The sequence below is a fragment of the Nesterenkonia rhizosphaerae genome (assembly GCF_039544555.1).
Classification (GTDB): Bacteria; Actinomycetota; Actinomycetes; order Actinomycetales; family Micrococcaceae; genus Nesterenkonia; species Nesterenkonia rhizosphaerae.
The window spans coordinates 298,212-311,646 of record NZ_BAABLW010000007.1; the positions used below are offsets into that span (position 1 = coordinate 298,212).

Annotated in this window: 13 protein-coding genes; 8 read left to right on the forward strand and 5 right to left on the reverse strand. The window is 61.9% G+C overall.

Annotation, left to right across the window (positions count from 1 at the left end):
• The first annotated feature begins 112 nt into the window (after positions 1–112).
• From ABEA23_RS07045 to pstB, 4 genes are all read left to right on the forward strand, one after another.
• On the forward strand, positions 113–1,291 hold the full coding sequence (locus ABEA23_RS07045) for a phosphate ABC transporter substrate-binding protein PstS (RefSeq protein WP_044495310.1): 1,179 nt from the start codon (positions 113–115) through the stop codon (positions 1,289–1,291).
• A gap of 295 nt (positions 1,292–1,586) precedes the next feature.
• Positions 1,587–2,528, forward strand: a complete 942-nt coding sequence (gene pstC / locus ABEA23_RS07050; RefSeq protein ID WP_345478639.1) for a phosphate ABC transporter permease subunit PstC — start codon at positions 1,587–1,589, stop codon at positions 2,526–2,528.
• On the forward strand, positions 2,528–3,757 hold the full coding sequence (gene pstA / locus ABEA23_RS07055) for a phosphate ABC transporter permease PstA (protein WP_345477361.1): 1,230 nt from the start codon (positions 2,528–2,530) through the stop codon (positions 3,755–3,757). Before pstC ends, pstA begins: the two co-directional genes overlap by 1 nt.
• Before the next feature lie 40 nt (positions 3,758–3,797).
• On the forward strand, positions 3,798–4,577 hold the full coding sequence (pstB, locus tag ABEA23_RS07060; RefSeq protein ID WP_044495311.1) for a phosphate ABC transporter ATP-binding protein PstB: 780 nt from the start codon (positions 3,798–3,800) through the stop codon (positions 4,575–4,577).
• Positions 4,578–4,674: 97 nt separating this feature from the next.
• Here pstB and ABEA23_RS07065 read toward each other — a convergent pair whose 3' ends face one another.
• The 5 genes from ABEA23_RS07065 to ABEA23_RS07085 all read right to left on the reverse strand — a co-directional run bounded on the left by ABEA23_RS07065 (position 4,675) and on the right by ABEA23_RS07085 (position 9,939).
• On the reverse strand, positions 4,675–5,691 hold the full coding sequence (locus ABEA23_RS07065) for an inorganic phosphate transporter (protein ID WP_345477362.1): 1,017 nt from the start codon (positions 5,689–5,691) through the stop codon (positions 4,675–4,677).
• Positions 5,692–5,697: 6 nt separating this feature from the next.
• Complete coding sequence (locus ABEA23_RS07070; protein ID WP_345477363.1) at positions 5,698–6,315, reverse strand: DUF47 domain-containing protein; 618 nt, start codon at positions 6,313–6,315, stop codon at positions 5,698–5,700.
• A gap of 309 nt (positions 6,316–6,624) precedes the next feature.
• Positions 6,625–7,587, reverse strand: a complete 963-nt coding sequence (locus tag ABEA23_RS07075) for an arsenic resistance protein (protein ID WP_345477364.1) — start codon at positions 7,585–7,587, stop codon at positions 6,625–6,627.
• 86 nt (positions 7,588–7,673) lie between these two features.
• A complete protein-coding gene (locus ABEA23_RS07080) occupies positions 7,674–8,687 on the reverse strand; it encodes a DMT family transporter (protein ID WP_345477365.1) in 1,014 nt (337 codons plus the stop codon).
• Between the two features lie 37 nt (positions 8,688–8,724).
• A complete protein-coding gene (locus ABEA23_RS07085; protein ID WP_345477366.1) occupies positions 8,725–9,939 on the reverse strand; it encodes a glycosyltransferase in 1,215 nt (404 codons plus the stop codon).
• 426 nt (positions 9,940–10,365) lie between these two features.
• Between ABEA23_RS07085 and ABEA23_RS07090 the strand changes: the two genes are divergently transcribed.
• Genes ABEA23_RS07090 through ABEA23_RS07105 form a run of 4 tightly spaced genes read left to right on the forward strand, consistent with a single transcriptional unit; the run spans position 10,366 to position 13,280 of the window.
• Positions 10,366–11,004, forward strand: a complete 639-nt coding sequence (locus ABEA23_RS07090; RefSeq protein ID WP_345477367.1) for a DedA family protein — start codon at positions 10,366–10,368, stop codon at positions 11,002–11,004.
• 11 nt (positions 11,005–11,015) lie between these two features.
• Positions 11,016–11,279, forward strand: coding sequence for a glutaredoxin domain-containing protein (locus ABEA23_RS07095; protein ID WP_345477368.1), 264 nt, complete (start codon positions 11,016–11,018; stop codon positions 11,277–11,279).
• A 34-nt stretch (positions 11,280–11,313) separates the two neighbouring features.
• Positions 11,314–12,612 (forward strand): sensor histidine kinase, encoded by a 1,299-nt coding sequence (locus ABEA23_RS07100; protein WP_345477369.1) that lies wholly within the window; start codon positions 11,314–11,316, stop codon positions 12,610–12,612.
• A complete protein-coding gene (locus tag ABEA23_RS07105) occupies positions 12,609–13,280 on the forward strand; it encodes a response regulator (RefSeq protein ID WP_345477370.1) in 672 nt (223 codons plus the stop codon). Before ABEA23_RS07100 ends, ABEA23_RS07105 begins: the two co-directional genes overlap by 4 nt.
• The last annotated feature ends 155 nt before the right edge of the window (positions 13,281–13,435 follow it).

The following is a 13,435-nucleotide window of genomic DNA, read 5'->3' on the forward strand; positions in this document are numbered from 1 at the left end:
TGCACATCTTGCACATCACGGCTCCGGCTTCTATCGGGCGCGAACCAATTGCAAGCACCATAGGCATCGGGCGAAAAATCAACGCCCAGGTCAAACCTCAGAGAGGGACATTGTGAAGGTAGCAAGCTTCGGTCGCGCAGCGGCCATTCTGTCCGTGGCATCGCTGGCACTGGTGGCATGCGGCGGTGACAACGGCAACGACGGTGAGGACACCACCACCGACGAGGCCACCACCGAGGCCACCGACAACGGCACCGAAGGCGGTGCGGAGGAAGAAGCTTCCGGCGATCTTCCCTCTGCCGCTGACATTTCCGGCAACTTCTACGGCGGCGGCGCATCCTCCCACGAGACTGCAATGCTCGAGTGGATCTCCGAGTTCGAGGGCCAGTCCGGCGGCGCAGCTGTTGAGTACGCCTCCGTGGGATCCGGCAACGGTCGCTCCGGCTTCCTCTCCGGCGAGTACCAGTTCGCTGGCTCCGACGCTGCAATGGACGAGGGCGAGTACGAGGACTCCACTAACCAGTGCGGTCCCGACGGCGCGTTCCACCTGCCCACTTACATCGCACCCATCGGCGTAGCCATCAACCTCGAAGGCGTTGACGAGAACGTCAACCTCGACGCCGACACCCTGGGCTCCATCTTCTCCGGTGAGATCACCAGCTGGGATGATGAGGCCATCGCCGAGCACAACCCGGATCTGGACCTGCCTTCCACGAACATCACCGTGGTGCACCGCCAGGACACTTCCGGCACCACCGAGAACTTCACCGAGTACCTCGCTGCGGCATCCTCCACCTGGGAGTGGGACGCAGACGGCGAGTGGCCATCTGAGGCCACTGCTGAGTCCGCTGAGGGCACCGGTGGCGTGATCGGTCTGGCATCTGAGATCGACGGAGCCATCACCTACGCTGACGCTGGCCGTATCGACGACAACTTCGTCACCGTCAACGTTGAGGTCGGCGGCGATTACACCGAGATCTCCTCCGAGGCTGCAGCGGCAGTGGTGAGCGCCTCCGAGCCTGCTGGCGGTGGCGCACCCAACGACATGGCCTTCGAGATCGCCCGCGATACCGAAGAGGCCGGCACCTACCCGATCATCCAGATCGCCTACACCATCTGGTGCAACGAGTACCCCAGCCAGGACGATGCTGACTTCGCTCAGGCCTTCGCTGCCTACATCGTCTCCGAGGAAGCTCAGCAGCTTGCAGCTGATGTCGCCGGCTCTGCCCCGATCTCGGAGGAACTGCGCGAGGAAGCCCTCGAGGCAATCGGTCAGATCTCCGCTGGCTGATTCAACGGGACTTATCTAAGTCCCCCGATTAAGCTGGCTTGATTCGTCAAGCCATCCTCAAATGGTGCGAGTGAAGCGGACGCCGGGGTCAGTGCTTCCGGGCTAATCCCGGAAGGCATGACCCCGGCGTCCGTGCCCTGCTCAGGGGAATCACTGGGCACCAGAATATTCTTTGAACCCATTGCATCTTCGTAAGGGAGAGCACGTGAGCTCGGACGAGTCACAGTCATCAGGACAGACGCTCCAGACCCGTAGCGGCCGTCGTACCCGAAGCAGCGAAGCGACCGGGAACTCGCTGGCCAGCGGTGACCGGGCTGGTGCCGGCCTGGATCGAGGCTTTGCTGGGCTGGCGAGATTCGCCGGTATCGGTATTCTCATCATCCTCGCCTTCGTAGCGTTCTTCCTGGTCTACAACTCCTGGGGCGCGGTCTACCACGATCAGGACGGCCAGGCGGATAGCGCAAGCTTCCATATCGGCGAATTCATCAGCCACGCCTGGCCACTGGTCATCGGTACGCTCATTGTTTCGGTGATCGCGCTCCTGATTGCGGCTCCGGTAGCCATCGGCGTCGCCCTTTACATCTCCCACTACGCACCGCCACGTGCTTCACGGAGCATCGGCTACGTCATCGATCTGCTGGCTGCCATCCCCTCTGTGGTCTACGGCGCCTGGGGCATGACATTCCTGGCCCCGCAGTTGGTGCCCCTGTACAACTGGCTCAACGAGTATCTGGGATGGATCCCGATCTTCGGCGGATCCCCCTCACCCACCGGACGCACCATCATCACCGCTGGAGTGGTGCTCTCGGTGATGGTCCTGCCCATCATTACCTCCGTCTGCCGCGAGATCTTCATCCAGACTCCGAAGCTGCACGAAGAAGCGGCCCTGGCACTAGGTGCCACCCGGTGGGAAATGATCACTATGACGGTTCTGCCGTTCGCTCGAGGCGGCATCATCTCGGGCATCATGCTGGGTCTGGGCCGCGCACTGGGCGAGACCATGGCAGTGGTGCTGGTGCTCTCCTCCGGCCCCATCGCCTGGTCCATCATCCAATCCGGCCGCCATGACACGATCCCCTCAAATATCGCCTCGAACTTCCCGGAGTCGCGCGAAGGCTCCGTGCACTGGCATGAACTCATCGCCATCGGCCTGGTGCTCTTCGTCATCACCCTGCTGGTGAACATGCTTGCGCGCTGGATCGTCTCCCGCCATAAGGAATTCTCAGGAGCCAACTGATGACCGAGAGCACACAGACGAAGAATCCCACCCCGGCATCAGTCCAGGGACCGGCCGGCGGGCACGAGCCGCCCCACGAGCCGGCCGCTATGCTGCGGCCCAACAGCCTCACCGGAAATATCCAGCCCCGCTGGTTCCTGCCCGCCTGCGCTGCAGTGAGCCTTCTCCTCAGCTTTGCCTTGGTAGTGCTGTTAGGCGACGCCGAAGAGTTCAGTATCAACTGGGCACTCTGGTTCGTCTTCGCAGCAGTCATCCACCTGGTCCTGGCCTATGTGATCACGCTAGTGCGCATCAACCGGCGCAAAGCCAAGGACATGTTCTGGCGAAACCTGATCTATGTAGCCTTTACCCTGGCCCTTCTGCCGCTGGTCTCGGTGATCATGTCGGTCGCCATCGTGGGCTTCCAAGGTCTGACCAACGCTGGATTCCTGACCTCGGATATGCAGGGCATCAACGCCAGCACAGATGCCGGCACCCAGGAGGGTGAGCACGGAGTCCTTGGCGGTATCCGGCATGCCATCATCGGCTCACTGGTCATCACCCTCATGGCCACCCTGGTGTCGGTGCCTATTGGTCTGCTGACCTCCATCTACCTCGTGGAGTACTCCCAGGGCGGGCCGCTCTCCCGTGCCATTACGTTCTTCGTGGATGTGATGACCGGTATTCCCTCCATCGTGGCCGGCCTCTTCGGCGCTGCTGCGATGGCGAGCTTCCTCTCCTTCGCCGACTCACTGGGGATCCCGGTCCCGGGCCGCTCCACCATGGGTGTCACTGCCGCCATTGCGCTGAGCGTGCTGATGATCCCCGTCGTCGTACGCACAACCGAGGAGATGCTGCGGGTGGTGCCCAACGAGCTGCGCGAAGCCTCCTACGCGCTGGGCGTGCGTAAGTGGCGGACCATCCTGAAAGTTGTCATTCCGACGGCGATCTCCGGTATTGCTGCGGGCGTGACGCTGTCGATTGCACGCGTGATCGGTGAAACCGCACCGATCCTGCTCACCGCCGGCTTCGCTACCCGCGTGAACTGGAACCCCTTCGAGGGATGGATGACCACCCTTCCGGTGTTCATCTATCAGCAGTTCACCCGACCGATGCATCCGACCTTCCACGATCCGTCCTTCCAGCGTGCCTGGGCGGCGGCACTGATCCTGATCCTGATCGTGATGGGCTTGAACCTTATTGCCCGCATCATCGCCACGATCTTCGCGCCGAAGAAAACCGGCCGCTAGAGCCCGCCGAAGCAGCTGAAGAAAGAGTGAGATAACAGACATGTCCAAGAGCATTACCGCTAAGAATCTCAACGTCTACTACGGCGACTTCCTGGCCGTGGAAGGCGTTAACATCGAGATCGCGGCTAAGTCGGTCACCGCCTTCATCGGGCCCTCCGGCTGCGGCAAGACCACCTTCCTGCGCACCCTGAACCGGATGCACGAGGTGCTGCCCGGCGCTCGCGTAGAAGGCGAGCTGCTGCTCGATGATGACAACATCTATGGATCCGGTGTGGATCCGGTGACAGTACGCACCATGGTGGGCATGGTCTTCCAGCGCCCCAACCCGTTCCCCACCATGAGCATCCGCGAGAACGTGCTGGCGGGCTACAAGCTCAACGGCGCGCGCATGAGTCGTTCCAAGGCTGATGAGATCGTGGAGACCGCGCTGCGTGGTGCCAACCTCTGGAACGAGGTCAAGGATCGCTTGGATAAGCCCGGATCAGGCCTCTCCGGTGGTCAGCAGCAGCGCCTGTGCATCGCACGCACCGTTGCGGTGAAGCCCGATGTGATCCTGATGGATGAGCCCTGCTCGGCACTTGACCCCATCTCCACTCTGGCGATCGAGGATCTGATCTCCGAGCTGAAGAAGGAGTACACGATCGTGATCGTGACCCACAATATGCAGCAGGCAGCCCGCGTTTCCGAGAAGACTGCCTTCTTCAACATCGCCGGCACCGGCAAGCCCGGCAAGATGATCGAGTACGCCGATACCACCACCATCTTCAACAACCCCTCCAACGAGCAGACCGAGCGCTACGTCTCGGGCAAGTTCGGATAAACCGGAGGAACCACTAACGACGACGCCCCGTTGCGGCACCTTCGCCAGTGCTGCGGCGGGGCGTTTCGTCTTGCGTGCAGAGCGTCGGGCGCTGGCGTTAAAGCACCAGCGGTGCCATCACTAGAGTCAGCACTGCAGTGCTGAGACCGGATGCCAGCGGGGTGGCCGTCCAGAAGATGATGATGCGTCGGAACTGCCGCCAGTTGATGGTGGCGAAGCGCTGATTCGAACCTGCGCCGATAATGGCACTGGCCGAGGTCAGCGAGGTGGACAGCGGCAGAGCAAGTCCTAAGGAGCCGGCAAAGAGCAGCCCGGAAGTGGCGGTGGTGGCCACCATGCCGCGCAGCGGATCGATAGCCACCAAGCGGTGTCCGAGCACGTGGCCGATACGCCATCCGCCATGCAGACACCCCGCACCGATCAGCAGAGCGAAAAGCACATACGACCAGGCGATCCACGTCTCTGGATCGGTGGCCCCGGCGGCGGCCAGGGCGAGCATCAGAACAAAGGCGAAGCGCTGACCTTGCTGCAGCCCGGTCCCCATACTGGTTAAGCCCACGCTGACCGACTGAACTCCGCGAGAGATTCGATTCACCTCATTGGGGTCCTCACCGCGGGCTAATCGCACGGCGAGGAACACCAGGAGATACGCTGCACCAAAGGCCACCAGTGGGGAAAGCAGAAGAGTAAACAACGGGGTCAGCCAGGGCAGAGCAAGTACTTCTTCAGTGGCAATATCAGCCACCTGCACCGCCGCAAGGGAACCGCCCAGCAGCGCTGCCAGCAGCGCGTGGGTCGTCGATGTGGGTACGCCTTGGAAATACGTGAAGAGGTTCCAACCCAGCAGACTGATCAGCGCACTGAGGATCACCGCGAGGGTCAGCCCCGGGTCCATAGCAGGAAAATCGAACCACGAGTACATGTACAGGCCCAGCGGCAGCGCCAGGAGCACACCCAGGGTGTTGAACAGGGCAGCTACTCGGGTCGCCAGCTTAGGCGTCAGCGCTCGGGTGCGCACAGGGATGGCAATGGAGTTGGGCACATCATGGAGCCCCGCCACATAAAGCGTCGGCATCATCACGACGCCGACGAGAATCATAAGAAGCAGTTCCACCGGGTTCTACGACTCCCGGACAATGATGGAACCGCAGATCACGGCGACGGCCCGTTGGGCATGCACCGCGGCGAGGATCTCTTTGGCCAGGTCAGACTGTTGCAAGGCGATATTGGGCTGGAAAGCTGAGTCAGTAGAAGTCACCCATTCCCGATGGGTGCGATTGGCCTGCTTGGACAGGCGCTGCATCTGCGCCCAGTAGTCCTCCAAATGATCGAAGTCCTCCAGGCGGCTCATAGCTGTGGTCGTCAAGTCCACCTGCCGCGACAGCGTCTCCAGCTGGGCGTGGCTCTGTGGAGGAAGCTGCAGATGATGCCGGGTCAGGATGAAGTCACCGGCGGCGGTGACATGTTCCATGGTGCGGTTCAGCTGCTGGGAGAGGTTATAGATGTCCTCCCTCGGCAGCGGAGTCAGGAACACGCTGCGGATATGAGTCATCAGGGCGAAGTGGAGGTCCATAGTCCGGCCCTCCAGGCTCAGCAGCTCCTCTCGGTGAGCTGCACGTTCGCCGCCGGGTGTGCCCAGCAGCTGTGCGAGCAGGCCTGCACCCGCGCGGACCTGCTGTGCGATCTCAGTGAGCAGGTCCGTCGATTGGGTGTGACGCTGACGGTGAAGCGCGATCATGCAGTACTGATTCCCTTAAGCGGTGCGGCGAAGGTGAACAGAAAGTGACGTACAGATGCAGAGTCTATAGCCACTAAGTGAACAGTTCGCCGCATGTGAAAACCCCAGGTGAGGGGCGCGGGATCAGGAAAGAAGGTGGTGCCGGGCTGGGAACGCCTCACGGCGCGTGGCCGCTCGTAGCGGCTGAAGGTTGGAGCCCGGGGGTTACCTGCAGCCCGGCACCTGCATTCCAGTGTGGGGCCTGAGACCCGTCGCGGTCAAAGGGATGACTGCGTGAGATATCTCAACACCGCTAACGGGAATACCGGCTCAATCCAGAGTCCGCCCCTCTCGGTGGCGGAGCACCTGGGAAAGCACCGCCAGCACCGGGAGCTCCACCAGAGGGCCCAGCACCAGGGCGAGGGCGATGAGCGGACGATCCGGAAACGCCACGACGGCGATGCCCAGAGCAATCGGAGAATTGCGGGCCACCGTCACCATGGTCAGTGTCACCCGCTGTGGCCCGGGCAGCTTCAAGGCCCGAGCGCTGAGGGTGGCTAAGACCGGTAAGACGAGGAAAAACACCCCCAGCGGCAGCAGAAGATACAGCAGCTCGGCGGTGTGACCAAGCACTGTGGGAGCCTGCCACAGGAACATCGCGAATACCGCCACGCACAGCATGGGAATGACGACGGCGGATGCCCAGCGGTCCAATCTGGCGCTGTCCAGCGCAGGCAGATCAGCTCTGCGGCTGACCCAGCGCAGCGTCGTCGCCAGCGTCAGCGGGATGAGCAGCACGACGACGATCGCCTCCACCAGAGAGTCCAAGGACACACTGGCGGCGTTTCCACCGAGCAGCAAGACATAGACCGGGAGAAGCATCAGCTGGAGAATCAGGTTAACCGGCAGCAGGGCGGTGGCAATTCCGGTATGCCCCCGTGCAAGGGCGATGAATACCAAGTACCAGTCGGTGCAGGGGGTCACCAGCAGCAGAAGCAGCCCGATGCGCAAATCCGGTTGATCAGCCAGCAGACCTGCACCGAGTCCCCATGCCAGCAAGGGGGTGACCAGGTAGTTCAGCACCAGGCTGCATATCACCAGGGAACCTGCTCCACGTACTTGCCGTACCTGTGTGAGGTTCAGCTGCACAAAGACGGCGGTGATCATCATCAGCAGAGCGGGCAAGACCACTGGCTCGGCGAAGCGGCCGAAATCCCCGGCGGCACCGGCGGCGAGTCCGGCCAGAGCTGCTAGGGCAACCAGCACAGTCTGTAAGCGTTCAGCCCAGGACATTCGCGCTGCCCCATGGTGGTTCGCCGCATACTGAAGATGTTCGACAACTGCGCATGGAACTAGCCTATGCGGGACGGGTCGCGGTGCTATCGGTGATGCTGCCCAAGCTCCCGTCGTACCAGCGGTGGCGAGTCAACGGACAGTTGCAACGCCTCTGTACCGGCCCCCAGCTGCGACTGATCCGCAGGGATGGGAGCGTGCCGATGCCGGGAGAGCAGTACGACGCCGTAGACGGCGCAAGCTCCCGAGGTGAGGAAGACACCTGATGCCCACAGCGGAAGGCCACTGCCTTCACCTAAGAGATACAGGCCGATGGCAACAGCCACGGCTGGGTCAATGACAGTCAGGCCCGCCACGACGACATGAGGGCGTCCCACGGCGTAGGCGGCCTGGACGAAGTAGCCGCCGGTGATCGTTCCTGCCAGCAGCACTGCCAGATGAAGCGCTGTGCTGCCGTCGACTGACCCATTCTGGAAGGTGCTGATGATCGACTTCGCCAGCGTGACGACGATTCCATAGATCACACCCGCAGCGGCGATGAAGTACAGCACGCTCGGTTTGCCAGCTTTCCGGCGCAGCAGTCGCGAGGTCAACAATGCAAGAGTGAGCACCGTTGCCAGCATGGCGGATAGCGCAAGCGAATGCTGTCCAGCAGCAGGTTTGGTCGACGCGAAAGCCGCTGCCACGGTGACAAAAACCCCGACACCGGCAACGCATAGCGTAAGGGCACCGAGGGTGGTCCCGGAGATCCGGACACGGTGCGCATGTGAGTGAAGCAATGTCGAGATCACGAGTGCCAGCACGCCTAGTGGCTGGACCACGGCGATCGGGGCCAGCGCAATGGCAGCAATCTGGGCGATCACTGCGCAGCCCAAAAGCGCGGTGCCGATGCACCACACTTGGCTTTGGAGGAGTTTTCGGAATGACAGTCCGGACAGTGAGTCGCTGTGAACGTGGGCACCACTAGCGGTGGCGAAGACCACGCCTCTGTGCTGGTAATGCGCTCCGAAGGACATGAGGGCAGCACCTGCAATCGCAAGTGCGATCCCGCCCATGAGGGACAGGTCCTGAACAGTGCTGAGGTCTAGCAGAGATGACATCAGTGCTCAGTGCTCCCATTCTTCAGCACTGCGTGGTTCAGATGAGGTTGGCGGCATGGTCGTAGAGGTCCTCGTACCTGGCCACGACATGATGTGAGTCGTGTTGTGCTGCGCGGCCCAGGGCGGCACGCATGTGCTGTTGATACTCAGCCGCTGACGCCTCAAGGATGCGAGAGATTCCTACCGTGAAGCTCGTGGGGTTCTCCACCTCAGCCCGATATCCCTCGAGGCCATCGCTGACCAGATGGGGGAGGGCCATGGCATTGGCTACAACTGCTGGTGTTGCCGATGCCAGCGCCTCAAGGGTGGCCAGGCTCTGCAGTTCGGCAGCCGAGGGCATGACGAACACCGTGGCTTCATGGTGAAGTCGTACGAGGTCTTCATCCGAGACCAAACCATGAAAAGTGACGTCAGCGGCGATGCCCAGTTGTTGTGCACGGTGCTCCAGAGCCTCACGCTCTGAACCGTGTCCCACGATATTCAGCGTTGCGGCGTGTCCATTGCGGAGCTGAGCGAAGGAATTCAGAAGAGTGTGGAGGTTCTTCTCGCGGTCCAGGCGACCCACGTAAAGCACGCTGTTGCGAGCGGGCTTGGCACTCTTGGGGAGGAAGCGTTGGGTGTCGATGCCACAGGAGATCGGTTCAACACGGTCAAGTCCGGTGTGCTGCTGCAGATAGCTTGCCGCGATAGGAGTGGGACTGGTGACTGCTCCGACCCTCGCGTAGGTCGACTTCGCAAGATTCCATCCGTACCGGACCAGCGCGGGCTGAACAGCCTTTGGCAACCCGCTGTAATCCAGGACGTTTTCGGGCATGATGTGATTGGTCGCCACAGTAGGTATCCCGCGGCTGTGGCTTTCGATCGCCAACGCTCGGCCGATGCCCAAGAAGGACTGAGTATGCACGACGTCGGGTTCAGCGATGTTCAGTACCTTTCGTACCAGAGAGCGCGCTTCCCAGGGCGGTACGAAGCGCAGCCAGTCATGTAGCGGCCATCTCAGGCTCGGAAGCCGGTGGACGAACAGCGTTACGTCGTCGAAGTGTTCGTATCCCGAGGAGGCTCGCGTTGAACTCGCAGGGGCCACCACGTGCACGGTGTGCCCGCGTCGGGCCAGACGAACAGCATGGTCTCGGGCGAACCGGGCCGCACCGTTGATATTCGGAGGGAACGTGTCGGCGCCGATGAGGATTCGCCTGCCGCTACCGGGTTCGTGTGGGTCTGCGGTCCTGTCTGAAGGAGAGAGCGTGTGCACGTGGGTCCTTTCTGCTTGCTCTCAGCCTGACAGTCAGGACCTATAGTCCACATCGCCCTCAAGGAGTCTTTTGGTACTCCCTCTGGGGTATCACTATGCGAACAACTGGGTGTCAAAAGGTGTCGAAACAGCCCCTGGCCGGACCCCTGGGGAGTAGCCCGCGGGGCCAGGACTCATACCCCAGGATGAGTTCCGGGGAATGCCTCGGCATCGATGAGGCGCTATGGTGAGTCCCTTTCACCGCCGCTGCTGCCCGAGCCAGGGGGACTGACCCCTCCCCAGGACTGCGGTGGGGTCATAGGCTGAAACGGGAGACTCGACAGTGAGCCCACCGGTACCGGAGAGCTCAACCCGGTAGCTTCAACACCCCTGCTGGTACCGCCGCTTGTTCCGTGCAGTGCCGCAGCAGGGAGAAAGAGACCTGCGATGCGCGCGACTGAATCTGAATCCATACTGACGCAGATAGCTGACTGGGCTGTTTCGCTGATGGACCTTATCGGGGCACCCGGTGCCGGGCTCGCAGTAGCGTTGGAAAACCTGTTTCCGCCGATTCCCAGCGAAGTCATCCTGCCCCTTGCTGGGCTTGCCGCCAGCCGGGGCAGCTTCACCCTTGCTGAGGCCCTGCTGTGGACCACCGTGGGCTCGGTGGTGGGTGCTTATCTGCTCTATGCGCTGGGAGCGCTACTGGGGGCTGGCCGGCTTAGACGTATCGCCGAGCGTGTGCCGCTGCTCCACGCAGCCGATGTGGACCGCACCGTGGCATGGTTTCACCGCCATGGACGGTTGGCGGTCTTCTTCGGGCGGATGCTCCCGGTCTTCCGCAGCCTGATTTCTATTCCCGCCGGGGTTTCGCGGATGCCGCTGTGGCAATTCGGACTGATGACCATGGCCGGGAGCTTTTTATGGAACACCATCTTCATCCTGGCCGGATACTTCCTGGGGGAGAATTGGCACGTCGTCGAACGCTATGCGAGCATCCTGCAATACGTGGTGCTGGTGGCTCTTGCCCTCGGGATCCTCTGGTTCATCCTGAGGCGGGTGCAGACGTCCCGGCGGCAGGAATAGACTCTGGTGCCATGACTGAGCTCGCAGACCAGACCATCAAGATGTTCGGCGCCGACTGGTGCCGAGACTGCCGCCGCACCAAGGCACAGCTGGATGAACTGGGCGTTGCCTACACCTATATTGACCTGGTGGCAGAGCCCGACGCCGCCGATGTGGCCCGGGATATCTCCGGCCGGACCAACATCCCCGTGGTGCTCTACCCGGATGCCACACACCAGGTGGAGCCCAGCAATGCCGACGTCGAGACTAAGCTGCGCGAGCTGAAGGTGATCTAACCGGTATCGGTGTGGCCATACACGGCCGCTGTGTGTGGGTTTGGGCTCGTGGGATGATGACGCCATGGACTGGATGCCGAGGCTATCGCTGGTGGGAGTACGCAGACTGGTCCCGGCTGCACTCGTGGTGTGGCTGCTCTGCCTAGGAGCCCTGCTGTTCCTCCCGGTGCTGGTTTCCTCAGATCCTGTCGCGCCCATTCTTTGGCCCTCAACGTGGTCACCTCACTGGTGGGTTGCCCTGGCGGTAATCACGGCTCAAGCAGCGACGGTTCTCCTGGTGAGCCGGGCTCCGGCGGTGGCGATCATACTCGTAGCCCTCCTGGCGCTGCCATTGGCGATCGCTGGTTCTTGGGATTCTTACAGCCTCACAGCTGTGCCCATCCTCGTCACGGTCTATGCCGCGGTGTCAGCTGCCGGCTTCTTCCATGCGCGTCTGGCGCTGGCCTGCTGCGCGGCCGCTGTGGTGACTGGTTATGCGGTGGCGGGCTATTCAGACGATCCGGGCGCTCTGGGTCTTGTGCTGGGTCAGGCGTTGGGTCAGGCTGTGGGGCTCGTTGCGGCACCGGCGGGTATCGCTTCGATGGTGCGTTCCAGGCGTGAGGTCCACAGCGCCCGCAAGAATGAGCAGGACGCGCTCATCCGCGAACAGGAGGCGCGAGTGGAATCGGCGCTGGCTCGGGAGCGGACCGCACTGGCTCGCGAACTTCATGACATTGCCGCCCACCATATGTCGGGGATGGCGGTGATGGCTTCTGCCATCGAACTACACGTGGACACCGCGCCTGATCAGGCCAAAGAAGGGGCCCGCGCGATCCGCGATCAGAGCCGGCTGGTACTCGATGATCTACGCCGCCTCGTGAGTCTGCTGCGCGAAAGCAGCGGTGCTGAACGATCGGTCCACACTGTGTCTTCCATCAAAGAGCTGGTCGCCGAAAGTCCTGCTGATGATGTCGAGCTGCTCGTGCATTCCGACGGGGTGGCGGAACTCGGTCATGGCATTGGCCCGTTAGGGCAGCTGGTGGCGTACCGCATGGTTCAGGAGGCCCTGAGTAACGCGGCCCAGCATGCTGCTGGAGCATCCTGCGTGGTCGCAGTGGATGACCGAGCCTCCGAGGCACTCGTGCTGCGAGTCAAGAATGCCCCGGCCCCTACCTCAGGACATCGCACAGCCCCCGGGTTGGGACTGACCGGAATGCAGGAGCGCGCTGAACTGGTCGGCGCCACCCTGATCTACGGCGCCACCGTTGAAGGTGGTTGGGAAGTAGAGCTCCGCATTCCGCGTGAACCAGGCGTGACGCTTCACAATAGACCGCAGGAGGCAGAAATAGCATGATCAGGGTGCTCATCGCAGATGACCAATACTTGGTGCGGGCGGGCCTGGCGGCGTTACTAGGTGCAGAGGATGACATTGATGTCGTCGGAGTTGCTTCTGACGGGCAAGAAGCCATTGCGCTGTCCAACGAATTGCAACCTGATGTGGCATGCGTGGATATCCGGATGCCAGAACGTGACGGGATCAGCGTGACGCGCGAACTCTGCGGCACACATCGGGAGTCCCCAGTGACTGTGCTGATTCTGACGACCTTTGATCTCGACGACTACGTGTTCGGTGCGCTGGAAGCCGGTGCTTCAGGGTTCCTCTTGAAAGATTCACCGCCTGGGCAGATCATCCACGCAATTCGAAGGCTCGCCTCGGGAGAGGGGACCCTTGACACGAGCCTGACCCGCCGAGTGATCCGTGAGTTCGTAAACCGCCGGAAGTTGCAACCGGTCACCGGAGACCGAGGCGCCGATCTGCTGACCGGTCGTGAGCGTGACATCCTGCTGTTGTTGGCAGAGGGGATGTCCAATGAAGAAATCGCCGCCGAACTCATCGTCGAGGTCTCAACCGTGAAATCCCATCTCGCACGGATGCTTCCGAAGCTGGGCGTTCGCTCACGTCTGCAGGCGGTTGTCTGGGCCTACCAGAACCGGATCGTGACAGTCCCCCAAGCTCCGTGATTCGCTCAACGCAATATCTACATTCGCAGGTCCGCCGCCGCAGGTTCTGCATCGAAAGTTGCAACCCGGCAGGTTCCTCCTCAGGCATCTAGAGACGCAGCGTTGCCTCTCCGTAGCGTTGGAAACAGCGGATTCCCGCCCACATCCAGCCTGAG

Excerpts from the sequence above, each read along its gene's own strand:
- pstA (WP_345477361.1), top strand. The coding sequence starts at position 2,528 with ATGACCGAGAGCACACAGACGAAGAATCCCACCCCGGCATCAGTCCAG.
- pstB (WP_044495311.1), top strand. The coding sequence starts at position 3,798 with ATGTCCAAGAGCATTACCGCTAAGAATCTCAACGTCTACTACGGCGAC.
- ABEA23_RS07070 (WP_345477363.1), bottom strand. The coding sequence starts at position 6,315 with ATGATCGCGCTTCACCGTCAGCGTCACACCCAATCGACGGACCTGCTC.
- ABEA23_RS07075 (WP_345477364.1), bottom strand. The coding sequence starts at position 7,587 with ATGTCCTGGGCTGAACGCTTACAGACTGTGCTGGTTGCCCTAGCAGCT.
- ABEA23_RS07080 (WP_345477365.1), bottom strand. The coding sequence starts at position 8,687 with ATGTCATCTCTGCTAGACCTCAGCACTGTTCAGGACCTGTCCCTCATG.
- ABEA23_RS07090 (WP_345477367.1), top strand. The coding sequence starts at position 10,366 with ATGCGCGCGACTGAATCTGAATCCATACTGACGCAGATAGCTGACTGG.
- ABEA23_RS07095 (WP_345477368.1), top strand. The coding sequence starts at position 11,016 with ATGACTGAGCTCGCAGACCAGACCATCAAGATGTTCGGCGCCGACTGG.
- ABEA23_RS07105 (WP_345477370.1), top strand. The coding sequence starts at position 12,609 with ATGATCAGGGTGCTCATCGCAGATGACCAATACTTGGTGCGGGCGGGC.